The organism is Polynucleobacter sp. AP-Feld-500C-C5 (genome assembly GCF_018882265.1).
GTDB lineage: Bacteria > Pseudomonadota > Gammaproteobacteria > Burkholderiales > Burkholderiaceae > Polynucleobacter.
The window spans coordinates 15,526-40,099 of sequence record NZ_JACVOW010000021.1 but is presented as its reverse complement, the minus strand read 5'-3'; the positions used below and the strand labels follow the sequence as shown (position 1 = coordinate 40,099).

Here is a 24,574-nt window from a genome sequence, read left to right as displayed (position 1 = left end):
GGTTCACCGTAATTTCAAACTTGATAAACCAATTAATACCAAGAGGATCGTGATAATCCAAAAACGAACCACCACTTGTGTTTCTTTCCAACCGCCTAATTCAAAATGGTGATGTAAAGGCGCCATCCGGAAGATACGACGACCCTCACCAAAATGTTTTTTAGTCAGCTTGAACCAAAAGACTTGCAACATCACTGAAAGCGTTTCAGCCACAAAAATGCCGCCCATTACAAAGAGAACAATTTCTTGACGCACAATCACTGCAATTGTTCCAAGCGCGCCACCGAGAGCTAAGGCACCCACATCACCCATAAATACTTGCGCTGGATGCGCGTTGTACCAAAGGAAAGCTAGACCTGCTCCGCCCATAGCGCCACAAAAGATCAATAACTCACCAGCACCTGGGATATACGGAAACAATAGATATTTGGCATAGATAGCATTACCCATCACATAGGCAAAAGCACCCAATGCAGCGCCTACCAAAATCACTGGCATGATTACTAAGCCATCAAGGCCATCAGTCAAATTGACGGCATTACTACTGCCGACAATGACGAGATAACTTAAGATGATGAAGCCCATCATGCCCAAGGGATAACTCACTTCTTTCATAAAAGGTATTAGCAAATTCGTTTTGGCTGGGAGATCTAAAGCAAAGCCACTTTTGAGCCACTCATAAAACAATTGCAATACCTTGAGGTTATTCACCTCAGACACTGAGAACGCTAGGTAAATCGCTGCAAACAAACCAATCAAGGTTTGCCAGAAAAACTTTTCTCTTGATGCCATGCCCTTAGGATCTTTGCGTGCGACCTTGCGATAGTCATCCACCCAGCCCACAGCCCCAAAACCAAAAGTCACGATCATCACAATCCATATAAAGCGATTACTGAGATCAGCCCAGAGCATGCAAGAGACAAAAATACCAATGAGAATTAATACGCCACCCATCGTTGGCGTTCCAGATTTCACTAAATGGGTTTCTGGACCATCCGTACGGACGGCCTGCCCCATCTTCAATGCAGTTAACTTCCGAATCACCCAGGGACCTGCAGCCAAGCCAATTAACAATGCAGTAACGGTCGCCATTACCGCTCTAAAGGTGATGTAATTAATTACTCGGAAAAAGCCGAAATCCTCTTGTAACCATTGCGCCAAAATTATGAACATGTCTTAGCCTCCTCTAACAAGGCTTGTACTACACGTTCCATGCGCATAAAACGGGAACCCTTAACCAAAATATTGAGATGCTGATTACTACCTGCGTTCTGTGCATGCAATGCATCTCTTAATTGAGCAATCAAACTATCTATATTGGAAAAATGTATGGCTTTTGATGCTGGATTGGTTTTTACGACGCCATCAAAACCTTGAATCGCAAACTGGCATTGCTCACCAAGAGCAAATAACTGAGTAACTCCCTGCTCAGCCGCATAAGCACCTACTTCACGATGAAACTCAGGACCCTGATGACCAACCTCTCCCATATCACCCAGAATCAACCAAGCAATATTTCCAGACTGCTTCAACGCATCAATGGCAGCCCGCACTGAATCTGGATTAGCGTTGTAGCTATCATCAATCAATGTGTAATTTGGATGAATCTTTTTAGGCTGCATGCGGCCATTCACGGGCGCAAAAGCCTCCAGGCCTTGCTTGATTTTTTCAAGACTAAGTCCAGCAGCTAAAGCTACAGCACTTGCAGCCAAAGCATTACGTACATTGTGGCTACCAAGAGTATTCAGCTGAATTTCAACTGATCCCATATCGGTAATCACCTCTACGAGACCATTGTTTAATAAACGACCCCTTACTGAAGCATTCGTATCTGCTTGAGCAGACAACACAGCGAAATCAATCACCTTTCTTACGCCCGCAGCTACACGCCATACCGAAGTGAACTCGGAGTCTGCGGGAAACACAGCAATACCATCTTTAGGTAAAGCGCGGATCACATCGGCATGCTCCTCAGCAACCGCAGCAACTGTTGCCATAAATTCTTGATGCTCGCGTTGGGCATTATTAATGAGGGCAATATTCGCTTGAGCAATCGCCGCTAGTTGTGCCGTTTCGCCGGGATGATTCATACCCAACTCCACTACTGCAAGGCGATCTGTCGAACGCAGCTTCAACAAGGTCAAGGGCAAGCCAATCTCATTATTGAGATTACCTTTCGTGACTAAGGTATGAGTCTCGCCGGCTGCCACTTTAAATATAGAGGCAATCATCTCCTTAACTGTAGTCTTACCATTGCTACCGGTAACCAAAGCTAATGGAATCTCATGATTTGCGCGCCAAGCTTTGGCTAAATCACCCAAACTAATGCGTGTATCCGCAACACAAACTGCCGGTAAATTTCCTGGGCACTTCTCTGCGCTGCTCACTAGTGCTGCTCCAGCACCAGACTTTGCAACATCTACTAAAAAATCATGGGCATCAAACCGCTTGCCTGACAAAGCAATAAATAGCTCACCAGCATCAATTTGACGGCTATCTGTGCCAACCCTCGATAGCGCAATAACTCTTGCAGCCTCATCAGAAACATTCAGCAATCTACTTCCGGGCAACATAGTGTGTACTTGGGCCAATGTCGTCATCATCAGACTAGACCTCCGGCAGCCAGACGAATATGCTCTTGATCAGAAAAATCAAAACGCTTGCCTTTAATCTCTTGCGAAGTCTCATGACCTTTGCCGGCAACCAGCACCACATCTTTTATATCTGCATGTCGAATAGCGGCCATGATTGCTACTGCACGATCTGCAATCGCCTGCACATTTGCACTAGACGAGTGAATTCCTTGACGAATCATCTCCATAATCGCCTCAGGATCTTCAGAGCGCGGATTATCACTGGTAATGATGATTTGATCGGCAATGTTAGCAACAACGGTACCCATTTGAGAACGTTTGCCACTATCGCGATCACCACCGCAACCAAATACACACCATAACTTGCCACCGCGTTGCTGGGCAATTGGGAGCAATGCCTGCAAAGTCTTCTGCAAAGCATCCGGCGTATGTGCGTAATCCACAACTGCCAAAGGACCTTCAGACTTTTGACTCTTACCTAATGAGATGAGCTCCATGCGGCCGATGACTGGCTGCAATTGACCGACACATTTACTTGCTTCATCCCGAGTGAGGCCCTGCGTCAATAGCGTTGTCCACACTGCCAGCGCATTGCTTAAATTAAACTCGCCAAGCAGAGGAATATGGAGAGAATTTTTACCCACACCTTCGTATGTGAAAACAGAATCATATCCAAAGCCATTTAAGACACTATCTACTGCATAAATACATTGTAGACGGTCACCAAATTTTTCAAAGCCCTTGAAAGCTGATAGATTTAAAGCGTAAGCCCAAACTCTCAGTTCATCCCTAGCCAACAGATTCATCGCCAGCTCACGACCAAAAGGATCATCTAAATTTACGACGGCATGCTCTAAACCAGGCTGACTAAATAACTTTGCTTTCGCCTCAGCATAGTTAGCCATACTTCCGTGGTAGTCGAGATGATCTTGGCTTAAGTTGGTAAATACTGCGCAATGAAATGTAGTTCCTGCAACGCGCTCCTGTTGCAATGCATGAGATGACACTTCCATTGCCACTTGTTTAGCACCAGCATCTAATAACTGCTTTAACTGAGTCTGTAGCTTTGGCGCGTCTGGGGTTGTGTATCCAGTCTTCTCCAGCGAACCTGGAAAACCCGTTCCCAAGGTGCCCAGTACTGCTGTACGGTGATTCGGTTGATCCAATGCGTTAGCTAACCACTGAGTAATACTGGTCTTACCGTTAGTACCCGTAACCCCGATCACTTGTAATTGCTTGCTTGGCTCGCCATACCATTGGGCGCAAAACTTACCTACTTTCTCTGCAAGATTTTCAATCGCAATACATTGGGGATGATCTAAATAATCAGCATCAGCGCCAACAGAGTCAAATACGACTACTGCTGCGCCTTTTTGTAAAGCAGCATCGATAAATTGGCGCCCATCACGCAAGGCGTTTCCGTGGCCAACAGGGTATGCAAAGAAGATATCGCCAGATTCAATCTGACGACTATCCGCGCTCACCTTTGCTGAAGAATTTGCTAGGGTGTGCAAGTGGTCAATCAAATGATTGGGTTTCATATTCAATGCCACCGTCATCTTTTCAGAACCACATGCTGTATCTGTACATTAGCAGTACGAACCTCTGTAGAGCTCTTATCATCTAATGCCATTAAATTTGGTCTCGTATCAGGCGCAACATTTAAAGCCCTCAATGTTTCACCAACAATCGTAGAAAAAACAGGGGCTGCCACATCTCCACCGTAGTGGCTACCACCAGTAGGCTCATCAATCATGACCGCCACAACAATCCTCGGTGCGCTAATAGGGGCAAGTCCAGCAAAGTAAGCACGATAAGAATTTCCGTACCCCTTGCCAACAAGCTTATGCGCTGTGCCTGTCTTACCGCCAACCCGATAACCTTCAGTCTGCGCCTTGACAGCTGTGCCGCCAGTCTCAGTTACCGTTTCCATCATTTCCCGCATTTCAATGGCAGTTTTTGCTGAAAGCACTTGCGTACCATTTTTCACGCCCGGACTACGCTCGATGGTTAGTGGAATCAACTCACCATCGCGCGCAAATATCGTATATGCACGCGCAACTTGAAAGAGTGAAGCAGAAATGCCGTATCCAAAAGCGATACGTGCCTGATCAGTGGGCACCCATTTTTTAAAGGGATGCACTGTGCCAGCAACGGCGCCTGGGAAACCAATTTTTGGCGCTTGTCCTAAACCTACTGATGTATAAAAATCCCACATCTCTTCTGCGGAGAGATTATTCAATGCGATCTTTGCAGTGCCAATATTGCTTGACTTCTGAATTACTTGGGAAACAGTTAAGTTAGCAAAAGGGTGTGAATCTGTAATTGGCTTAGGTCCAACTAAATACTTTGCACCAATCACCATATTGGTATTTGGTTTAACTACTCCCTTTTCTAGAGCAATGGAAATCGTCAAAGGTTTCATTGTTGAGCCAGGCTCAAAAGTATCTGTCAGCACCCGATTACGCAGTTGCTCGCCACTTAAATTCCGGCGGTCATTTGGGTTGTAGCTTGGGTAATTTGCCAAAGCCAGGATTTCACCGGTCTGCGTATCTAGAACAACGGCACCACCCGCTTTTGCATGATGTTGCTCTACTGCACTCTTTACCGCGTTATAAGCAAGATATTGAATTTTGCTATCGATCGATAATTGCAAATCTTTACCATTCTGCGGCAACTGCTCAATAGCGATGTCCTCTACTACACGTCCTAGGCGATCGATTACTACACGTCTTTGACCGGGATGAGCTGCAAGCTCTCTTTCTCTAGAGAGCTCCATTCCTTCTTGACCCTTATCCTCAACGTTAGTAAATCCCACAACGTGAGCCATTGCCTCGCCTTCAGGATAAAAGCGTCGATATTCATTATTCAGACCAATGCCTGGAATTTCTAGTTGCTTAATCTGTAGCGCAATCTCTGGATCGACTTGACGCTTTAAGAAGACTTGCTTGCGATCGTCTTTTAGCTTTTTACGCAATTCAGCTTCGCTAATTTGCAATAAGCCAGCCAGTTTTTTTACCTTATCCGCAGCTAAGTCATCTGGCACAGTATCGTTGTATGCAATCACCGATTTTGCTTCAAGGCTAGTTGCAATCACCTGCCCATTGCGATCCAAGATCTTTCCGCGACTAGCTGGCAACTCTAACTCACGCTGTGTACCTCTCACGCCCTTTGCCTCATAAAAGGCATTACCCGGACCTTGAATCCAGAACGCGCGCAGCAACAGCAACATGAAGACAAAAAACAAAAGAAATAGCATCAAGCGCGACCGCCACATAGGCAGACGCAATACTAAGTTTGGCGTCGTTGAAAATCCAACCGTTCTCATGGGGCCTCCTTGATGTACAAAGTACGTTCAGGAGAAATCGGTGCCATATGCAATTGATTACGCGCTACGCTTCGTATACGCGCGGATTTTGAAAGATTGCGCTGCTCGTATTCCAAACGCAACCACTCTTGATTCAACTTACGCTCTTCAATTTGAGCACGTTCTTGGGCGATAAATAATTGACGAGCACGTTGCTGCGCAGCGACCAAAGATAGTGCGCAAAGCAATAACAAAGCTAATAAGGTCAAGGTTGCGCGATTCATGCGAATGCCCCAAATCGCTTTTCTGCTACTCGCATAATGGCTGAGCGAGCGCGCGGATTTTCCGCAACCTCTTCATCACTGGGCTTTATGCGTCCAATAATCTCAATCATACTTTGGGGTAAATCTTTTTCACGCACCGGTAACCCACGAGGTATTTCTACTTTTGCATGAGCCTGTAAAAATTGTTTAACAATCCGATCTTCTAATGAGTGAAAACTAATCACTGCAAGCCTTGCGCCTGGCCTCAATAATTTCAGGGCCGCCTTTAGGCCTAACTCCAAATCTTCCAGCTCACGATTGATAAAGATACGCAAGGCCTGAAAAGTTCTAGTGGCAGGATCTTGTCCAGCCTCGCGGGTACGCACTACACCTGCAACGAGACTTGCTAATTGCGTAGTCGTTTGCGGCGACAGGCCCTCTTCTCGCTTAGCCACAATCGCCTTTGCGATTTGAAATGCAAAACGCTCTTCCCCGTAAGTCTTAATCACGTGCGTGATTTCCTCCTGCGGTGCTTGCTCTAACCACTCTGCAGCCGTCAAACCTTGATTGGTGTTCATCCGCATATCGAGTGGACCTTCGCGCCGAAAAGAAAATCCCCGGTGCGCTTCGTCCACTTGCGGCGAACTGATCCCCAGATCTAACAAAATTCCATCGACTGATTCTGGTGCTGCGTACTGATCCATCTGCGCAAAACTGTCGTGCACGATCGTTAAGCGTGGATCGTTGATTTGTTGTGCTACGGCAATCGCATCCAAATCCTTGTCGAATGAAATCATGCGAGCTGAGGCTGGTAATTGCTTGAGCAGTGCTTGTGTATGACCGCCGCGCCCAAACGTTCCATCGATGACTAGCATGTTTTGGGTTGCGCTTTGATTCTGAATGAGCGGACCATTGACTAGCGCCGTCACCGCCTCGGCCAGTAACACTGGGCGATGAGTTATGTTCATAGCACCCTGTCATCAAAAATTAAATTGCTTGAGCGCTTCAGGCATACCTTGCGCAATCGCAGCCTGTTCTTTTGCGGCGTATGTAGCTGCGTCCCACAATTCCAAGTGACTGCCCATACCGAGCAAGATCACTTCTTTTTCGATTCCTGCGGCAGCACGTAATTCTGGACTGACCAAAACACGACCTGCGCTATCAAGATCAATCTCAGCAGCATTGCCAAGAAAAATTCTGCGCCACCAATGAGCGTCCATGGGCAGTTGCGCAACCCTAGCTCTGAAGCTCTCCCACTCTGGTCTTGGAAACAAAAGAAGGCAGCCATCGGGGTGTTTTGTGAGCGTGACACGGCCGTCACCCTGCACCATTAGGGCGTCACGATGCTTTGCCGGAATCGACATCCGACCTTTTGCATCTAAATTGAGAGCTGACGCACCTTGAAACACCATTTACCCCACTTTTTCACACTTCCTCCCACTTTAGAGGATTGCAATAGGGGGGTCAAGTGTTTTTGGCTATTTTTTGGGAATTTCTCTAGTGTTTACAAACACTTAGCGTCGTATGTTCATAAAATGGTGATAATAAAATAGCTACTTGAAACAATGGCTTGGAAAATATACTTAAGAATACATCTTAGCTATAGAGCTGGATAATGGATAAAGATACTGTTTTTATAAACAGTATCTGTAAAAAATAAATCAAAAAAAATTATTTTCAAACTCTTCAGTACCACTATCAGGCAACTTAAATTTTGTAAGCGGTTGTAGTCATCACTTTAGATGCGGCCTGCATCATTTTATGAACTGGCTCAGGCAAGCTTACTCCGCCAGCATGCAAGGCAGCTTGTCCGTGCTCAATTTCATCGATCCGCATTTGATCAACAATCGCGCGTGAGCGGTGATCTTCTGGTGGTAATTTTTCAAGATGACTCTGAAGATGATTTTCAACTTGCTTTTCTGTTTCAACCACAAAACCTAGACTCCATTGATCACCCGCTAAGCCAGCTGCCAAGCCGATTGCAAAGGATCCTGCGTACCATAATGGATTGAGATAACTGGTATGCGAGCCAAGCTCTTGCAGGCGAGTTTCGCACCATGCTAAGTGATCCATTTCTTCTTGAGCGGAATGATTGAACATCTCTTGAATTTGCGGATTTCTGGCAACTAATTTTTGTGATTGATAGAGCGCCTGCGCGCACACCTCGCCAACGTGATTGACGCGCATGAGACCTGCAGCATGTTTACGTTCCGCTGCATCCAAAGAATGGCTTGGAGTCACTGCTGACCCTGGTGTTGGTCGCCCAGCATTTGCCCCACCAAAGACAGATCGCAAGGCGGTATCAAACTCAATAATCAGCTTATCAATGGGCGAGGTCATGGCCATAAACTTAAACTAAAACCTCGGCTTTACAGCTTTGCTTGGTCTTGAGGCCCAGCTCAGCCAAGAGCGCAAGGTCTTGCTCAGCCTCAGGATTAGCGGTAGTGAGTAGTTGCTCACCATAGAAAATGGAATTGGCGCCGGCCAAGAAACACATAGCCTGAACAGCCCTGCCAAGCTCTTGTCGACCAGCAGATAAACGCACGCGTGCCTGAGGCATCGTGATGCGGGCAACTGCAATTGTTCTGACAAATTCAAGGGGGTCTAGAGGCTTTTGATCCGCCAATGGTGTACCTGCAACTGGCACTAAATGATTGATTGGCACTGACTCGGGATAAGGGCTCAAGTTAGCTAAACGGGTCAAAAATGCGGCACGCTGTTCACGGGATTCGCCCATCCCCACAATGCCGCCACAACAAACGGACATGCCTGCTGAACGAACATGAGAAATCGTATCTAAGCGATCTTGATAGTCGCGGGTAGAAATCACGGAGCGATAAAAATCTTCACTCGTATCAAGATTGTGGTTATAAAAATCTAAGCCCGCATCTGACAGGGCCTGGGCTTGCTCAGCCTCCAACATGCCTAAGGTGGCGCAAGTCTCAAGACCCAAAGCCTTAACCCCCTTAATCATGGCGGTCACTTTTTCAATGTCACGATCTTTGGGTTCGCGCCAAGCAGCGCCCATACAGAAACGGTTCGAACCAGCCGCCTTAGCCGCCTTAGCCGCCTCTAAAACCTCCTCTAGGCCCATAAGCTTTTCAGCCTTCACATCAGTGTCATAGCGAGCAGCTTGGGGGCAATATGCACAATCCTCTGGGCAGCCACCAGTCTTAATCGACAGCAAAGTGGCTAACTCCACATCACCCTCAGGGAAATAAGCTTTATGGGTCTCTTGGGCCTTAAGCATCAACTCATTGAAAGACAAGGCAAATAGGGCCTCAACCTGAGCAACCGACCACTTACCAGATACATCAAGCTCTTTTCGCAAATCAGCCTTCGATTTGACTTGGGTCAGGGGTTTTTCTACGGTTTGAGCGTACTGCATCGGTAAATTCCAAAAAATAGGTCAATCCAAGGCATAAACATAACAGATACAAGCCTGAATTAGGAAAAACTAGTGGTCAAATATCAAACATGAAGGTTATTTCTGATTTAAATCAAACTAGCTTAGTAGATCGCAGCCTAGCTGCTGTTTGGCACCCCTGCACCCAGATGAAGCATCATGAATCTTTTCCGCTGGTGGCGATCACTAAAGGCAAAGGGGCCTGGCTTTATGACGAGCATGGAAATGCCCTACTCGATTGCATCAGCTCATGGTGGACCAATCTCTTTGGACACTCGAACCCTCACATCAATCAAGCCATCACTAGACAACTAGAAAAGATTGAGCATGTCATGCTTGCCGGCTTCACACATCCTCCAGTAATAGAGTTGTCTGAAAAACTAGCAATACTGACCAAAGGGAATTTAGGTCACGTCTTCTACGCATCTGATGGCGCTTCCGCAGTGGAGATTGCATTAAAGATGAGTCACCACTTTTGGCAACTCAATGGCAAACCACAAAAGAAAAAGTTTGTTTGTCTTGAAAATGGCTATCACGGAGAAACGCTTGGTGCACTTGCGGTTACCGATGTTGCGATTTTCCGAGAGGCTTACGGATCGCTTTTGCAGGATGTCTACACAGTAAGCTCACCCGATGTGCGTAAAGCAAAAAATGGTGAAAGCGCAGAGGATGTTGCAAGACAGGCAGCGAATGAGCTCGAGCAATTATTTGCAAAAGAGCATGAACAGATTGCCGCAATCATTATTGAACCGCTCGTGCAATGTGCTGGCCAAATGGCGATGTATTCCCCCGAATATCTACGACTCATTAAAGATTTATGTGAACGCTATCAAGTCCACCTAATTGCGGACGAGATCGCGGTAGGATGCGGTCGCAGCGGAAAGTTCTTTGCCTGCGAACATGCTGGAATTTGGCCTGACTTTTTAACGCTCTCCAAAGGAATTAGCGGAGGGTATTTACCCCTCTCGCTTTGCATGACTACCGATAAAATTTATCGAGCCTTTTACAACGATCAAACCAAGCATGGATTCTTACATTCGCATTCTTACACCGGTAACCCACTGGCTTGCGCAGCAGCGCTGGCCAGTCTCGAGCTCTTTGAAACAGAACAAGTTCTTGAAAAAAATATGATTCGCTCACAAGATTTAGCCAATGCATTTGCTTGGGCTAAATCAGATGCCCGCATTGAGCATTGGCGCCAACAAGGGATGATCTTGGCGTTTGATGTCAAAGCTTCTAAGCTCACAAATGCCAATGCTTTTCCTCGCGAGATGTTTGCAAAGAGTTTGAATGAAGGTATTTTGATAAGACCAATTGGTAATACCGTTTATGTAATGCCTCCCTATATTTTGTCTGCACAAGAAACTGAGCAAATGGGTCAGTCAGTACAACGTGCACTCAATCAGGCTGTAAATGTCTAAATCTTTTAATGCGCTCAAATTAGCAGAAGAGCAAATTGCAGATTTAGATCTGCAATTACTTAAGCGCAAGCTGCGTATTACTTCATCCCCTTGTGATTCCAAAGTATTGATAGAAGAACGAGAACTGAAAGCCTTTTGTAGTAATGACTATCTTGGTCTTGCAAACCACCCTGAGATTGCCAATGCATGGTCTGAGGGCGCTCAAAAATACGGCGTAGGAAGTGGTGCCTCCCACCTCATCAGTGGCCATAGCATTGCCCATGAGCTACTAGAAAAAAGACTGGCTGCATTTCAGAGCCACCACATTCCTAAGCCGCGTACATTATTTTTTAGTACCGGCTATCTTGCAAACCTCACGGCTATTACTGGCTTGGTAAGGCTTGCTTCTCCGGGTAATGCCAGTATTTATTCAGCAAAACTCAATCATGCATCTTTGATTGATGGTGTTCGCTTAGCGAGCGCACAAACCAACGCTGTAGTGACGCTGTTTGATCACACACAACTAGACTCTTTAATTGAAACAATCAAAAAGGATGCCAGGCCTTTTAAATTGATTGTGACTGATGGCGTGTTCAGTATGGATGGTGATCTCGCGCCTATCAAAGAACTGCTAGCTATTGCTGAGCAATACGATGCCCTCTTGATGGTAGATGATGCTCATGGATTTGGAGTGCTAGGTAAACAGGGTCATGGTATTTTGGAGCAAAAGAATATTTGCTCGGATCGCATCATCTATATCGGCACACTAGGCAAGGCTGCTGGCGTCAGTGGTGCTTTTATCTGCGCACAAGACTCTTTTATCGAGTGGCTGATTCAAAAGGGTCGTCCATATATCTACAGCACAGCTACGCCCCCTGCGATTGCCCATGCACTTCTCAAAAGCCTAGAGATCATTGAAACAGACGAAGGCAAACAACGTCGCACTCACTTAGATAAACTGATTGATATCTGGCAAAAAGAAATGCATTTCTCAGCATGGAAAAAGATTTCTTCAAGCACACCTATTCAGCCACTAATTCTTGGTAGCAATGCCAATGCTTTATTAGCGGCTCAGTTATTGGATGATGCAGGCTATTGGATTCCGGCAATTAGGCCTCCCACCGTTCCCGTAGGCAGTGCACGCTTGCGTATTACGTTTTCTGCAAACCATAGCGAAGATGATCTGCGCGCCCTGATCAACACACTACAGTCAATCGAACAACAAGTGATTGAAAAGAGTCTTTGATGAATCAACATCCTGGGTTCTTTATTACCGGCACGGATACTGAAGTTGGCAAAACGCTAGTCAGCGGCGCCTTGATTCTCAAATTGCGTAAGCAAGGTAAACATGTTCTTGGCTTTAAGCCTGTGGTTGCTGGTACCTATCAAAGCAATGAAGGTCAATGGCTCAATGAAGATGTAGAGACTTTACGTATCGCTTCGAATTTAGCCCCAGGTCAACTAACTCTATGTCCTTATGTTTTAGATACTCCAGCAGCACCCCACTTAGTTGCCAAATCTAAAAATATTCAGCTTGAGCTTGACATAATGATGAAAGCTTACAGTGAGATTCAGAAGCAAAGCAACTGTGTAGTGGTGGAGGGGGCTGGTGGCTTTTTAACCCCACTAAATGATCATGAAGATTTGGGAAACTTCACAGAGCGAATCAATTTACCGGTCATTCTGGTTGTAGGCATGCAATTAGGCTGCATGAATCATGCTTTACTCACCATAGAAGCAATCAAGGTGCGCCACTTAAAAATTGCTGGCTGGGTTGCGAATACCCTTTCTCAAAAAATGCATTTACTCACTGAAAATATCGAATCGCTGCAATCTAAGATAGATGCTCCTTTTTTAGGGCTGATCCCTCAATTGCCCGCTGCAATTCAAAAGCCTGATAACAGCCCCTACTCTGTAGAAGCGCTCGAATTTGCTGCACAGCACATTCAACTACCCAATGCATAAATACATTCATAGCTATCTGTAATCGCCCCATTAAGCCCAGCTAGGGTGCGCCTAGAGCCACTTTCAGATAAGATAAAGGCATGCATTTACTTCCTGAAATCGTCGCATCCACAGAAGCAATCCAAGATATTCGTCGCAATATTCATGCTCATCCTGAATTGCGTTTCGAAGAAAACCGCACAGCTGATCTTGTTGCAGAAGCTTTATCAAGCTGGGGCATTACTGTCTTTCGTGGCATGGGCAAAACCGGGGTGGTTGGACGACTAGATGGAGATTTAGGCGCAGGTAAGATGATTGGTTTGCGTGCAGACATGGATGCACTCCCACTCCAGGAACACAACAACTTCGCGCACACCTCTCGTAATCCTGGAAAGATGCATGCCTGCGGTCATGATGGTCACACTGCCATGCTCTTGGGCGCAGCACAATATTTATCGAATCATCGCGACTTTAAAGGTGCGGTGATTTTTATTTTTCAGCCGGCCGAAGAGGGTGGTGCCGGTGCTCGCGAAATGATCAAAGATGGCTTGTTTGAGCAGTTTCCGTGTGATGCTGTATTTGGATTGCACAATTGGCCCGGTTTGGCTGAAGGTCATTTTGGCGTGACTGCTGGCCCAATGATGGCATCGAGTAATGCTTTTGAAATTACTATCACTGGCAAAGGTGGTCATGCCGCCTTGCCGCACAACAGCGCTGATCCCGTGCTTACGGGTGCACAAGTAGTGCTGGCCCTACAGAGCATCATTACCCGTAATAAACGACCTGTAGACGCAGCCGTGCTTTCAGTCACACAATTTCATGCAGGCGAGACCAGCAATGTCATTCCAGATAGTGCGTTCATTGGCGGTACTGTCCGCACCTTTACGCTTGAGGTCTTAGATTTAATTGAGCAACGCTTGCGAGAAATCACCCATCAGGTCGCAGCTGCATTTGATTGTCAGGCGGAAATTCAGTTCTCAAGAAACTATCCGCCATTAATCAATCATGAAAAGGAAGTCGTATTTGCCAGCGAGGTGATGAGCGAGTTAGTTGGCAAGCAAAATGTAAATACCTCGATTGACCCAACCATGGGTGCAGAGGATTTTGCTTTTATGTTGCTAGATAAGCCTGGTTGCTACGTTTTTTTAGGCAATGGCGATGGTGATCATCGCTCAGTAGGACATGGCATGGGACCGTGCCATCTTCATAATCCTTCATATGACTTCAATGACGCTTTGATACCAGTAGGTGTGAGCTATTGGGTCAAACTAGCTCAACGCTACCTAGAAAAAAATTAAGCAATTGAATCATTAAGAATTCGTAAATTTGGCAGGGCGTTTTTCAATAAATGCTGCCATGCCTTCTTTTTGATCATTTGTTCCGAAGCAGGTATGGAACAAACGGCGTTCAAAATGAATGCCTTGTGACAGTGTAGTTTCGTAAGCGGTATTCACTGCCTCTTTCACCATCATTGTGGTCAATAAAGGCATATCAGCAATGTCTTTAGCAATTGCTTTCACCTCTTTTAATAAATCCGCTTTGGGAAAGACGCGGGATACCAAGCCTGAACGTTCAGCTTCTGCTGCATCCATCATGCGACCTGTCAACGCAAGATCCATCGCCTTCGCTTTAGATATCGCACGTGGCAAACGTTGTGTACCACCAGCGCCTGGGATGATGCCTAATTTAATTTCTGGCTGAGCAAACTTAGCGTTATCGGCCGCCATGATGGTGTCGCACATCATGGCCAGTTCACAACCACCGCCTAGCGCATAGCCTGATACCGCAGCAATCACAGGCTTGCGAACTTTTTGCATATGCTCCCAGTTGCGCGAAATAAAATTGTGACGATAGACATCTTGCAAGTTACGCTTTGCCATTGATGCAATATCAGCGCCAGCAGCAAATGCTTTTTCACTGCCTGTAACGATGATGCAAGCAATATTGTCATCCGCGTCAAAACTCAATAATGCAGCGCCAAGCTCATCCATTAGTTGATCGTTGAGTGCATTGAGTACCTCAGGACGATTCAAAGTAATGGTGGCAACCTTGCCATCTACCTCAGTCAAAATAGTTTTGTAGCTCATAGTTTTCTTTCTAATGTGACATTCATTAACGCGGCAACAATAACCACATCTTGCCATTTTGTTTCATGCGCCCCGCCATTTCTCCGGCAGCCTCACCCGATCCCCAATAGTAATCAGCTCTGACGCCGCCCACAATTGCCTTGCCAGTATCCTGCGCCATTACCAGCTTTTGCAGGGGCTGGCTACTTAAGGGTTTGGTGGTGGCCAAGAATACAGGCGCGCCTAAAGGCATTGCCTGAAGATCGATCGCAACACTCCGCTCACTCGTTAAAGGTACTCCTAGCGCACCATTGGGGCCCAAATCAGCCTCTACATTGCCTGGCAGCTCTTTGAAAAAGACAAACCGAGGATTAGCGTTGAGCATTTCATTCACACGCTCTGGATTACGCTTGGTCCATTGCAAAATTCCCTGCATCGTTGCCTCGCTGCGTGTAATTTCTTTGCGATCAAGCAACCATTGTGCAAAAGATTTAAAGGGTTGGTCATTAGTACCCGCGTAACCTAAACGCAGAACGCGACCATCCTCAAGGCGAATTTTTCCAGAGCCTTGTATTTGCATAAACGCAGCCGCAACAGGATCTTGCACCCATGCAATTTCAGATCCCTTCAGCATTCCTGAGCTCATTAACTCTGCTCGCGATGGTCCTGGATTTGGCTTAGATTTTTTCCAAGCATTGGGGTAGGCATAGAGCGGCACGCTATACATACCGGTTCTCGTTTGCGAACCATTCATGACTGGCTCGTAATAACCTGTGATCAAGCCTGTCTCGCTTCCAAAGCTATTGCGAATTTCATAAGCCTGAAAATAATTTTCAAAATAGCGACGAATCGCTTGGCCATCGCTGCTCGAGACACCGTTAGTTTGATTACAGACTTGGCGCCAGTTGATTTCGCCACTACGTCTGCGCAAGGCCTCGCAGCTCTTGAGCCAAGCTGGCCATGCCAGCGCCATATCATCTTCCTGCCAACCCGGTAAGGCTTGCCAAGAGACGGGGCTAAAACTAGCAATGGATGAGCTATAGGTGGATGGTGCAACACCCGACCCACTGGATCGATATCCGGTACTTCGAGTAGGAGGCGTTGAACAAGCAACCAGCAAGCTGGCAAGAACAATAGCGAATACACTTGTCTGGAACAATTTAACTTTAGAAATCATGATTGCCAATTTACTCGATGAATACCCAATGCTACTGTTTGTCCTTGAGGGTGCTATTGCCTTAGGACTTTTATTATTCATCGTCCTTTGGACTGGCAAAGGCAAAAAGTAAGCCTCCAGAAAATAAGGTTCCTTGCTTAGTGGAGGGTGCGGGGCATTACCAGTGCAAATTCTGGGATGGGCGCCTGAAAAAACTGCGCATCCTCGGTTACGCAAAAATACTCGCCCCGCATCGTTCCGGCGGGCGTTGGCAGGGTAGCCCAACTGGTGTACTCAAAATGCTCACCGGAGCGCAATAGAGGTTGCTGACCAACAACCCCAAGACCGCGCACCTCTTGGACGTCGTTGTCCCCGTCTGTAATGAACCAATGGCGGGCAATCAACTGAATACTGGCTGATCCCGTATTGCGGATGATGACCGTATAGGCAAAGGCAAATTGGCGATTATCTGGGTCAGATTGGTCTGGAAGGTACTGGGTCTTAACCGTAATGCTGATTTCATGGGGATTCATGCTCGAATTCTGCTCCATCCCAAGGCCAACTGCAAGCTAGAATCTAGGGATGGAAAGCCAAAAAACACCATCTGATCGTCAATTTCTGATTGCCCCCTCCATTTTGTCGGCTGACTTTGCCTGCCTTGGCAAGGAAGTACAAGATGTTTTAGGGGCTGGAGCTGACTGGATTCACTTTGATGTGATGGACAACCATTATGTGCCTAATCTCACTATTGGCCCCTTAGTATGTGAGGCCATTCGCCCCTATGCAAATAAAAATGGCACGTCTGCGCTTATCGATGTTCACTTAATGATTGAACCGGTTGATCGTATCGTTCCTGATTTTGCAAAAGCTGGCGCCAATTTGATTAGCTTTCATCCAGAGGCAAGCCCTCATGTGAATCGCACATTGAATTTAATTCGTGATCAAGGCTGTCAAGCAGGGCTAGTTTTCAATCCCGCAACACCACTTGATCATATGGATCACACCTTAGACCTGCTAGATCTCGTACTACTCATGTCAGTCAATCCTGGCTTTGGTGGTCAATCATTTATTCCAAGCACTCTTCAAAAGATTGCTCAAGTGCGTTCCCGTTTAGATCGCTACGAAGCAGAGACAGGTCGTCACATTCGTCTTGAAGTAGATGGTGGGATTAAGGTCGATAACATTGCACAAGTTGCACAAGCAGGTGCAGATACCTTTGTTGCAGGCTCAGCTATTTTTGGTCAAGAGAATTACGCCCAAGTCATTGACGCAATGCGCGCAGAGTTAGGAAAGTCAGGAAAAGCCTAATGCTGCGCGAGGACTTCAATGCCCTAGCAAAGCTGGGTTTCAATCGCATTCCTCTGGTGAAAGAGGTTTTGGCGGATTTAGAAACGCCGCTATCGCTCTACGTCAAGTTGAGCCAAGCTTTTGGCAAAAAAAATACCTACCTTTTGGAATCAGTTTTAGGTGGTGAGCGTTTTGGTCGCTTCTCCTTTATTGGTCTGCCTGCCAGGACTGTTATTCGTACAGTAGGCACGCCATCTAAACCCGTTAACGAAGTGCTTACTGATGGCAAAGTAGTTGAGACCAATACAGATAATCCACTAGATTTTGTAGATGCTTATTTCAAAAGATTTAAGGTTTCAGTAGAGGCGGGGCTACCGCGCTTTTGTGGAGGTCTAGCTGGCTACTTTGGATATGACACAGTTCGTTATATCGAATCACGTCTTGCCAAACATTCACTACCAGATGAGCTGGGTGTTCCTGATATTCAACTCATGCTCACTGAAGAGTTGGCAGTCATTGATAACGTCGCGGGAAAAATTTATCTCATCGTCTATGCTGATCCAAGCTTGACTGATGGCTTTGAAAAAGCACAGGCTCGCTTGAAAGAATTACTTGCCTGTCTGAGCAAGCAAGTCAACATGCCGCCTTCTTTGGCAAGCAGTAAAACCGATCTGATTCGTAAATTCAAAGCGGTAGATTTCGAAGATGCCGTTCGTAAAACTAAAGAATATATTTTGGCTGGCGATTGCATGCAGGTTGTCATTGGTCAGCGCATTAGCAAACCCTTTACCGATTCACCGCTTGCGCTCTACAGAGCATTGCGCTCATTGAACCCATCGCCCTATATGTATTTCTATGATTTTGGTGATATGCAGATCGTCGGCTCTTCCCCAGAAATCTTAGTACGCCAAGAAAAACGTGCAGCAGAAAAAATTGTGACGATTCGGCCGCTAGCCGGAACACGTCCCCGTGGCGCCAACCCAGAAGAAGATGAGCGCCTAGCCAAAGAGCTATTGGCAGATCCAAAAGAAATTGCTGAGCACGTCATGCTGATTGATCTTGCTCGCAATGACGTCGGTCGTATTGCTAAAACAGGCTCGGTCAAGGTGACTGACTCTATGTCTATTGAAAAGTACTCTCACGTACAACATATTGTGAGCTCGGTTGAGGGTGATCTTTTAGACAATATGAGCAATATGGATGTTTTGCGTGCCACTTTCCCTGCGGGTACCTTATCGGGCGCACCAAAAATTCGGGCAATGGAAATCATTGATGAAATGGAAATTGTGAAGCGCGGTGTTTATGGTGGCGCAGTAGGCTACCTCTCTTTCTCCGGTGATATGGATGTAGCAATTGCGATTCGTACTGGGGTCATTCGCGATGGTATGCTGCACTCGCAGGCTGGCGCTGGTGTCGTAGCTGACTCAGATCCCACAGCTGAATGGAAAGAAACCGAAGCTAAGGCACGCGCAGTATTAACAGCAGCCGATTTAGTACAAGGAGGACTCGATGCTCCTAATGATTGATAACTATGATTCATTTACCTACAACCTCGTGCAGTACTTTGCTGAGCTAGGTGAAGACGTCAAAGTATTTCGGAATGATGAACTTACCGTTGAAGCGATTGCAAAACTCAATCCTGCACGCATTTGCATTTCACCGGGACCATGTAGCCCAGCAGAAGCTGGTATCTCTGTAGAGACTATCAAGCAATATGCTGGAAAGATTCCTATCTTGGGCGTGTGCTTAGGTCATCAAGCGATTGGTGAAGCTTTTGGAGGCAAGGTAATTCGCGCTCAGAAAGTAATGCACGGCAAGACGGATAGCATTCATCACACTGGCGTTGGTGTATTTAAAAACCTACCAAACCCATTCAAGGTCACTCGCTATCACTCTTTGGCAATTGAAAAAAGCTCTTTGCCAGCATGCTTGGAAGTTACTGCCACCTCCTCTGATGGAGAGATCATGGGTGTGCGTCATAAAGAGTTAGCGGTGGAGGGTGTTCAGTTTCATCCAGAATCGATTCTGTCTGAGCATGGTCATGCCCTGCTCAAGAATTTTCTAGAAAACAAATAACTCAGCAAACATATAAAAACGTCATGCCCATTACTCCACAAGAAGCCCTCCAACGTTGCATCGAACATCGCGAACTCTTCCATGATGAAATGACGGCAATGATGCGCCTCATCATGAGTGGCGAAATGTCGCCTGAGCTTGTAGCTGGTCTCTTAGTTGCTCTACGTACTAAAAAAGAAACCGTTGGTGAAATCGCAGCCGCCGCACAAGTGATGCGTGAGTTTGCTACTGCGGTTTATGTGGATGACCGCTCTCATTTAGTTGATGTTGTGGGTACTGGTGGCGATGGAGCCCATACATTCAATATTTCTACTGCAGCGATGTTTGTTGCAGCGGCAGCAGGTGCAAAAATTGCTAAACATGGCAATCGCAGCGTAAGCAGTAAGTCTGGTAGCGCTGACGTATTAGAGGCGCTTGGCGTTAATCTGGCGCTTTCCGCAGAGCAAGTGGCAGCGTGTATCTCTCAAGTTGGCGCTGGTTTCATGTTTGCACCGAATCATCACCCTGCCATGAAAAATGTTGTACCGATTCGTAAGCAATTGGGTGTGCGCACTATTTTTAATATCCTGGGACCATTAACTAATCCAGCAGATGCTAAACGTATTTTGATGGGTGTATTCCATGCAGATCTCGTTGGCATTCAGGCGCGCGTATTAGAGGCACTCGGCATGGAACATGCTTTAGTAGTGTATGGTCGTGATGGCCTTGATGAAATTTCACTTGAAGGCCCTACTCTTGTAGGCGAGCTTAAAGACGGGCTTGTGCGTGAATATGAAATTCATCCAAAAGACTTTGGATTAAATACCGCTCTCACGAGTAGTTTCAAGGTTGCTAATGCTGAAGAATCCAAGAACATTGTGCTTGATGTCATCGACAATAAGCCTGGTGCAGCAAGTGATATTGTCTGCCTTAATGCAGGCGCCACACTGTATGTAGCTGGCGTTGCCCCTGATATTGCCAGCGGTATTGCAAAAGCTAAAGCTGCCATTACATCAGGCGCTGCCCGGCAAAAATTAGATGCCTTCGTTGCAGCAACTCAATCTAAATAAATCACTGTTCATGAGCGATATTCTCGAAAAAATTGTTGCAACTAAGAAGATAGAGATTGCACAAAACTCAAAACAACTCTCGCTCGCAAATCAACGCGATCAAGCGCAGGCAAATAATCAAGATACAGCGTTAAAGCCTAGAGGCTTTATTCGTTCCATTGAGCAGAAAATCGCAGCAGGTAGGGCTGGTGTGATCACCGAAATCAAGAAAGCAAGCCCAAGTAAGGGTATTTTGCGTGAGAACTTTATTCCAGCCAACATTGCTAAGTCCTATGAAAAACATGGTGCAGCCTGCTTATCCGTCTTAACGGATGTCGATTACTTTCAAGGCTGTAATGACTATCTTCAGCAAGCGCGTGATGCTTGCAGCATTCCAGTATTGCGGAAAGATTTCACGATTGATCCCTACCAAGTTTATGAAGCGCGAGCGATTGGTGCGGATGCTATTTTGCTGATTGTGGCTTGTCTTGAGTTAAACCAAATGAAAGAGCTTGAAGCTTGCGCTCATGAATTAGGTCTTGATGTCTTAGTGGAGGTGCATAACGCTGCTGAACTTGATCAAGCGCTAGAACTCAAGACCCCATTGCTAGGAATCAATAATCGCAACCTTAAAACATTTGAAGTAACACTACAAACTACTCTCTCGCTCCTACCTTCTGTTCCAAGCAATAAAATATTAGTCACTGAATCGGGAATACTGAGTCGCGCAGATGTTCAACTCATGCGTGCTAATCATATAAATGCATTCTTAGTTGGCGAAGCATTTATGCGCTCACCCGATCCTGGCGCCGCCCTCAGCGAACTATTTTCCTAGGCTGCTTTTGAATTTCATTGTTAAAAAGCCCTTCAAGAAGGGCTTTTTTATTTAGAGCTCAAACGAGTAATGCGTCAAGATTTATACATTGAACAAGAAGTTCAAGACATCGCCATCTTTTACAACATACTCTTTCCCTTCAGCGCGCATCTTGCCGGCTTCTTTAGCGCCTGACTCACCCTTAAATTGTATGAAGTCATCATAAGCAATAGTTTGCGCCCGAATGAAACCACGCTCAAAATCGGTATGGATCACACCAGCGGCTTGTGGAGCAGTATCGCCTTGGTGAATAGTCCAAGCGCGTACTTCTTTAACACCTGCCGTGAAATAAGTATGTAGACCCAATAATGAATAACCCGCACGGATGACACGATTTAGGCCTGGCTCATCCATGCCTAAATCAGCCAAGAACTCCGTTTTATCTGCATCATCTAAATCGGCAATTTCAGCCTCAATCGCTGCACATACAGCCACAACCGGGGCTTTTTCTTTAGAAGCATGTTGCTTGACAGCCTCAAGATGAGGATTATTTTCAAAGCCATCTTCTTTTACGTTAGCCACATACATCGCAGGCTTGGCGGTAATCAAGCACAGGGGCTTAATGAGGAGTTTTTCGTCATCAGATAAATTCATACTGCGCACCGGTAAAGCAGAGTCTAGATGGCATTGAACTTTTGTTAGGACTGCCACCAAAGCAGCAGCCTCTTTATCGTTACCTGACTTTGCAGCTTTAGTAGAACGGTTGAGTGTCTTTTCCACTGTCGCCAAATCAGAGAGTGCTAGCTCAGTGTCAATGACACCAATATCAGCAATCGGATCAATCTTGCCTGCGACGTGGATCACGTTAGGATCTTCAAAACAGCGCACCACATGGGTAATAGCGTCAGTTTCCCGAATATTGGCCAAAAATTGATTGCCAAGACCTTCGCCTTTTGAGGCGCCCGCCACTAATCCTGCAATATCAACAAACTCCACTGCGGCAGGCAGAATGCGCTCAGGCTTCACGATCTCAGCCAAAGCAGCCAGACGGGGGTCAGGAACCTCAACTACACCTACATTAGGCTCAATCGTGCAGAAAGGATAGTTTTCCGCTGCGATCCCAGCCTTGGTAAGCGCATTAAAGAGGGTAGATTTGCCGACATTAGGCAGGCCGACGATGCCACATTTTAAAGACATGGCTTTATTGTAAAGGGGCTGGTTTCGATATCATCGAGTTATGTCAGAAGCTCACTCAAATCATTTATCTAAGATGCCTTCCCATTCGCCAAAAATTCGCTCTGTTGATGTTGTTGTGGTCGGTGGAGGCATTACTGGCAAGGCTTGTGCCCTTGGCATGGCTCAACTTGGGCTTCAGACCCTAGAAATTGCCCCTGATTTAGGGCAAACCGTCCCTAACCCTCAAGGAAGTCAATGGGGCCAACGAATTTATGCCTTTTCACCGAGCACCCAAAAGCTCCTGGCCCATTTACAGATTTGGGATGCACTAGACCATAGTCGCCTACAAGTGGTTCGCGATATGCGGATATACGGTGATCGCGGCGAGAAAAATGATCAGCTTCATCTTTCTGCATTTGAAGCTGGCACACCACAACTCGCATGGATTGGTGAATCGAATTTGATCGAGCACACACTAGATCAAGCATCGCGTTTTCAAAATAAATTAGAGCGGATTTCAGATACTGTAGAAAAAATTGAAGTTGATACAGAAGGAAGTTCATTACATTTAAAAAATGGTGGCATTATTCGCGCATCGCTCGTGATCGCTGCTGATGGCGCGAACTCACCGATTCGATCTGAGATTGGTATCAGTGCTAGCGAAGAAAGTTATTCACAAAGTGCTGTTGTAGCCAATTGGACTTGTACTTATCCCCACCTAGAAACTGCTTTTCAGTGGTTCCTACCAGGTGGTGATATTTTCGCCATGCTCCCCTTGCCCAATAAACAAGTATCTATGGTGTGGTCTACTTCACCGGAGCTGGCTGCAGAACTCTTGCAACTGAGTCCCCCTGAGTGGCTTGAGCGATTCTCATCCATTGCAAATGGTGCGATTACCAAACAATTGGGCGAGCTCACCCTTAACTCCGCTCCTGCCGCGTATCCACTAAGAAAGATTCGGGCTACGCGCTTTATTGGCCCAGAGACAAATCCAAAAGTGGTATTGATTGGCGATGCGGCTCATGTTATGCACCCACTAGCAGGCCAAGGCCTCAACTTGGGATTGAGAGATGTAGCCGTTCTACTCAATATTTTTAGCAAACGGGAATCTTTTCGCTCACTAAGCGACCTGAACTTATTACGTCGCTATGAACGTCAGCGACAAGGCGACACTAGCGCACTTTTATGGGTTACCGATAAGTTGAAAAAATTGTTCTCTGGTAGCAGCAGCACTGAAAAGCAGTTACGTAATTGGGGGCTAGGCTTGGTGAATAAAAGTCACTTCATTAAACAGCGCCTCATTGAGCGCGCATTAGGAGAAATTGATTTTGAATAAATTTTTATCTGTAGCCTTATCCATCTTTGCATTCATGTGCACCAACATGATTTTTTCTGGATCAGTTCAAGCCCAAGTTGATCAGCAAATCAAGGCAGATATCCAGAAAAAACTAGGTGCAAATGCTAAAGTACGCAGCGTTACGCCTGCACCAGTACCCGGGCTATATGAGGTGCTGGTGGGTAATGATATTTTCTACACTGACAGCTCAGGAAAATACCTAATCCAAGGTGAAATCATTGAGATCGCTACTGGTAAAAACATTACTGAGCAAAGACAGACTGACTTAAACCGAATTAAATGGGCTGATCTTAATCAAGCTAATGCCTTCAAGGTAGTGCGGGGCAATGGCACTCGCCAATTAGCTATTTTTTCAGATCCAAATTGTGGCTATTGCAAGCGCCTCGAGAAATCGTTGCAGCAATTAGACAATGTCACTATTTATACCTATCTCATTCCGATTCTTTCGGCAGACTCCGCACAAAAATCCAAGCAGATATGGTGCTCAGCCGATCCTAATAAAGCTTATATTGATTGGATGGTCAATGGTATTGCGCCTACCGGGAAAACGGACTGTAGTAATCCACTAGATAAAAATCTGACCTTTGCCAAAACCTACGGCATCACCGGTACCCCTACGCTCTTCTTTACCGATGGCAGCCGCTTCCCAGGCGCAGTTCAGATTGCCGATATTGAAAAGAAATTTGCGTCTCTGAAATAA

At 46.1% G+C, this 24,574-nt stretch carries 24 protein-coding genes; 11 read left to right on the top strand and 13 right to left on the bottom strand.

Annotated elements, in window-relative coordinates:
* Positions 1 to 3: 3 nt before the first annotated feature.
* The 9 genes from mraY to bioB all read right to left on the bottom strand — a co-directional run bounded on the left by mraY (position 4) and on the right by bioB (position 9,552).
* Positions 4 to 1,173: a phospho-N-acetylmuramoyl-pentapeptide-transferase gene (gene mraY, locus ICN21_RS05200; protein ID WP_215319530.1), complete on the bottom strand. Its 1,170-nt coding sequence runs from the start codon at positions 1,171 to 1,173 to the stop codon at positions 4 to 6.
* A complete protein-coding gene (murF, locus tag ICN21_RS05195) occupies positions 1,164 to 2,606 on the bottom strand; it encodes a UDP-N-acetylmuramoyl-tripeptide--D-alanyl-D-alanine ligase (protein WP_370624061.1) in 1,443 nt (480 codons plus the stop codon). Before murF ends, mraY begins: the two co-directional genes overlap by 10 nt.
* Positions 2,603 to 4,135, bottom strand: a complete 1,533-nt coding sequence (locus ICN21_RS05190) for a UDP-N-acetylmuramoyl-L-alanyl-D-glutamate--2,6-diaminopimelate ligase (protein ID WP_255534218.1) — start codon at positions 4,133 to 4,135, stop codon at positions 2,603 to 2,605. The genes murF and ICN21_RS05190 overlap by 4 nt, the downstream gene beginning before the upstream one ends.
* 14 nt (positions 4,136 to 4,149) lie before the next feature.
* On the bottom strand, positions 4,150 to 5,922 hold the full coding sequence (locus ICN21_RS05185) for a penicillin-binding protein 2 (protein WP_216177192.1): 1,773 nt from the start codon (positions 5,920 to 5,922) through the stop codon (positions 4,150 to 4,152).
* Complete coding sequence (gene ftsL, locus ICN21_RS05180) at positions 5,919 to 6,185, bottom strand: cell division protein FtsL (protein ID WP_215296187.1); 267 nt, start codon at positions 6,183 to 6,185, stop codon at positions 5,919 to 5,921. Before ftsL ends, ICN21_RS05185 begins: the two co-directional genes overlap by 4 nt.
* On the bottom strand, positions 6,182 to 7,132 hold the full coding sequence (gene rsmH, locus ICN21_RS05175; RefSeq protein WP_216177191.1) for a 16S rRNA (cytosine(1402)-N(4))-methyltransferase RsmH: 951 nt from the start codon (positions 7,130 to 7,132) through the stop codon (positions 6,182 to 6,184). The genes ftsL and rsmH overlap by 4 nt, the downstream gene beginning before the upstream one ends.
* Before the next feature lie 12 nt (positions 7,133 to 7,144).
* A complete protein-coding gene (gene mraZ, locus ICN21_RS05170; RefSeq protein ID WP_215320707.1) occupies positions 7,145 to 7,573 on the bottom strand; it encodes a division/cell wall cluster transcriptional repressor MraZ in 429 nt (142 codons plus the stop codon).
* A gap of 298 nt (positions 7,574 to 7,871) precedes the next feature.
* Entirely contained in the window at positions 7,872 to 8,504 is a 633-nt protein-coding gene (coq7, locus tag ICN21_RS05165) for a 2-polyprenyl-3-methyl-6-methoxy-1,4-benzoquinone monooxygenase (RefSeq protein ID WP_216177190.1), read from the bottom strand.
* 10 nt (positions 8,505 to 8,514) lie between these two features.
* Complete coding sequence (bioB, locus tag ICN21_RS05160; RefSeq protein ID WP_216177189.1) at positions 8,515 to 9,552, bottom strand: biotin synthase BioB; 1,038 nt, start codon at positions 9,550 to 9,552, stop codon at positions 8,515 to 8,517.
* Between the two features lie 89 nt (positions 9,553 to 9,641).
* Between bioB and bioA the strand changes: the two genes are divergently transcribed.
* The 4 genes from bioA (at position 9,642) to ICN21_RS05140 (ending at position 14,212) form a co-directional block, all read left to right on the top strand.
* The gene (bioA, locus tag ICN21_RS05155; protein ID WP_216177188.1) at positions 9,642 to 10,991 is read left to right on the top strand and encodes an adenosylmethionine--8-amino-7-oxononanoate transaminase; all 1,350 of its coding nucleotides are present in this window, start codon (positions 9,642 to 9,644) and stop codon (positions 10,989 to 10,991) included.
* Entirely contained in the window at positions 10,984 to 12,216 is a 1,233-nt protein-coding gene (locus ICN21_RS05150) for an 8-amino-7-oxononanoate synthase (protein ID WP_216177187.1), read from the top strand. The genes bioA and ICN21_RS05150 overlap by 8 nt, the downstream gene beginning before the upstream one ends.
* Positions 12,216 to 12,935: a dethiobiotin synthase gene (gene bioD / locus ICN21_RS05145; protein WP_216177185.1), complete on the top strand. Its 720-nt coding sequence runs from the start codon at positions 12,216 to 12,218 to the stop codon at positions 12,933 to 12,935. The genes ICN21_RS05150 and bioD overlap by 1 nt, the downstream gene beginning before the upstream one ends.
* A gap of 80 nt (positions 12,936 to 13,015) precedes the next feature.
* Positions 13,016 to 14,212 (top strand): M20 aminoacylase family protein, encoded by a 1,197-nt coding sequence (locus ICN21_RS05140; RefSeq protein WP_216177183.1) that lies wholly within the window; start codon positions 13,016 to 13,018, stop codon positions 14,210 to 14,212.
* A gap of 12 nt (positions 14,213 to 14,224) precedes the next feature.
* On the opposite strand, the gene ICN21_RS05135 is transcribed toward ICN21_RS05140, so the two are convergent.
* The 3 genes from ICN21_RS05135 to apaG form a co-directional block, all read right to left on the bottom strand.
* A complete protein-coding gene (locus ICN21_RS05135; RefSeq protein ID WP_215296176.1) occupies positions 14,225 to 15,001 on the bottom strand; it encodes an enoyl-CoA hydratase in 777 nt (258 codons plus the stop codon).
* A 25-nt stretch (positions 15,002 to 15,026) separates the two neighbouring features.
* Positions 15,027 to 16,157: a murein transglycosylase A gene (locus ICN21_RS05130; protein WP_216177181.1), complete on the bottom strand. Its 1,131-nt coding sequence runs from the start codon at positions 16,155 to 16,157 to the stop codon at positions 15,027 to 15,029.
* 137 nt (positions 16,158 to 16,294) lie between these two features.
* Positions 16,295 to 16,669, bottom strand: a complete 375-nt coding sequence (gene apaG, locus ICN21_RS05125; RefSeq protein WP_215296174.1) for a Co2+/Mg2+ efflux protein ApaG — start codon at positions 16,667 to 16,669, stop codon at positions 16,295 to 16,297.
* A 49-nt stretch (positions 16,670 to 16,718) separates the two neighbouring features.
* Here apaG and rpe point away from each other — a divergent pair, with 49 nt between their 5' ends.
* From rpe to trpC, 5 genes are read left to right on the top strand one after another with little or no spacing between them, the layout of a single operon-like run.
* Positions 16,719 to 17,444 (top strand): ribulose-phosphate 3-epimerase, encoded by a 726-nt coding sequence (gene rpe, locus ICN21_RS05120; RefSeq protein WP_216177179.1) that lies wholly within the window; start codon positions 16,719 to 16,721, stop codon positions 17,442 to 17,444.
* A complete protein-coding gene (gene trpE / locus ICN21_RS05115) occupies positions 17,444 to 18,949 on the top strand; it encodes an anthranilate synthase component I (RefSeq protein ID WP_216177177.1) in 1,506 nt (501 codons plus the stop codon). The genes rpe and trpE overlap by 1 nt, the downstream gene beginning before the upstream one ends.
* Positions 18,933 to 19,499 (top strand): aminodeoxychorismate/anthranilate synthase component II, encoded by a 567-nt coding sequence (locus tag ICN21_RS05110; RefSeq protein WP_216177175.1) that lies wholly within the window; start codon positions 18,933 to 18,935, stop codon positions 19,497 to 19,499. Before trpE ends, ICN21_RS05110 begins: the two co-directional genes overlap by 17 nt.
* 23 nt (positions 19,500 to 19,522) lie before the next feature.
* Positions 19,523 to 20,548, top strand: a complete 1,026-nt coding sequence (gene trpD / locus ICN21_RS05105) for an anthranilate phosphoribosyltransferase (protein WP_216177174.1) — start codon at positions 19,523 to 19,525, stop codon at positions 20,546 to 20,548.
* Between the two features lie 10 nt (positions 20,549 to 20,558).
* Entirely contained in the window at positions 20,559 to 21,362 is an 804-nt protein-coding gene (gene trpC, locus ICN21_RS05100) for an indole-3-glycerol phosphate synthase TrpC (protein WP_216177172.1), read from the top strand.
* 81 nt (positions 21,363 to 21,443) lie between these two features.
* Here trpC and ychF read toward each other — a convergent pair whose 3' ends face one another.
* Positions 21,444 to 22,538 (bottom strand): redox-regulated ATPase YchF, encoded by a 1,095-nt coding sequence (ychF, locus tag ICN21_RS05095; RefSeq protein WP_216177170.1) that lies wholly within the window; start codon positions 22,536 to 22,538, stop codon positions 21,444 to 21,446.
* A 40-nt stretch (positions 22,539 to 22,578) separates the two neighbouring features.
* Here ychF and ICN21_RS05090 point away from each other — a divergent pair, with 40 nt between their 5' ends.
* Together ICN21_RS05090 and ICN21_RS05085 are read left to right on the top strand one after the other, a co-directional pair.
* Complete coding sequence (locus tag ICN21_RS05090) at positions 22,579 to 23,853, top strand: FAD-dependent monooxygenase (protein WP_216177168.1); 1,275 nt, start codon at positions 22,579 to 22,581, stop codon at positions 23,851 to 23,853.
* Entirely contained in the window at positions 23,846 to 24,574 is a 729-nt protein-coding gene (locus tag ICN21_RS05085) for a DsbC family protein (RefSeq protein WP_255534217.1), read from the top strand. Before ICN21_RS05090 ends, ICN21_RS05085 begins: the two co-directional genes overlap by 8 nt.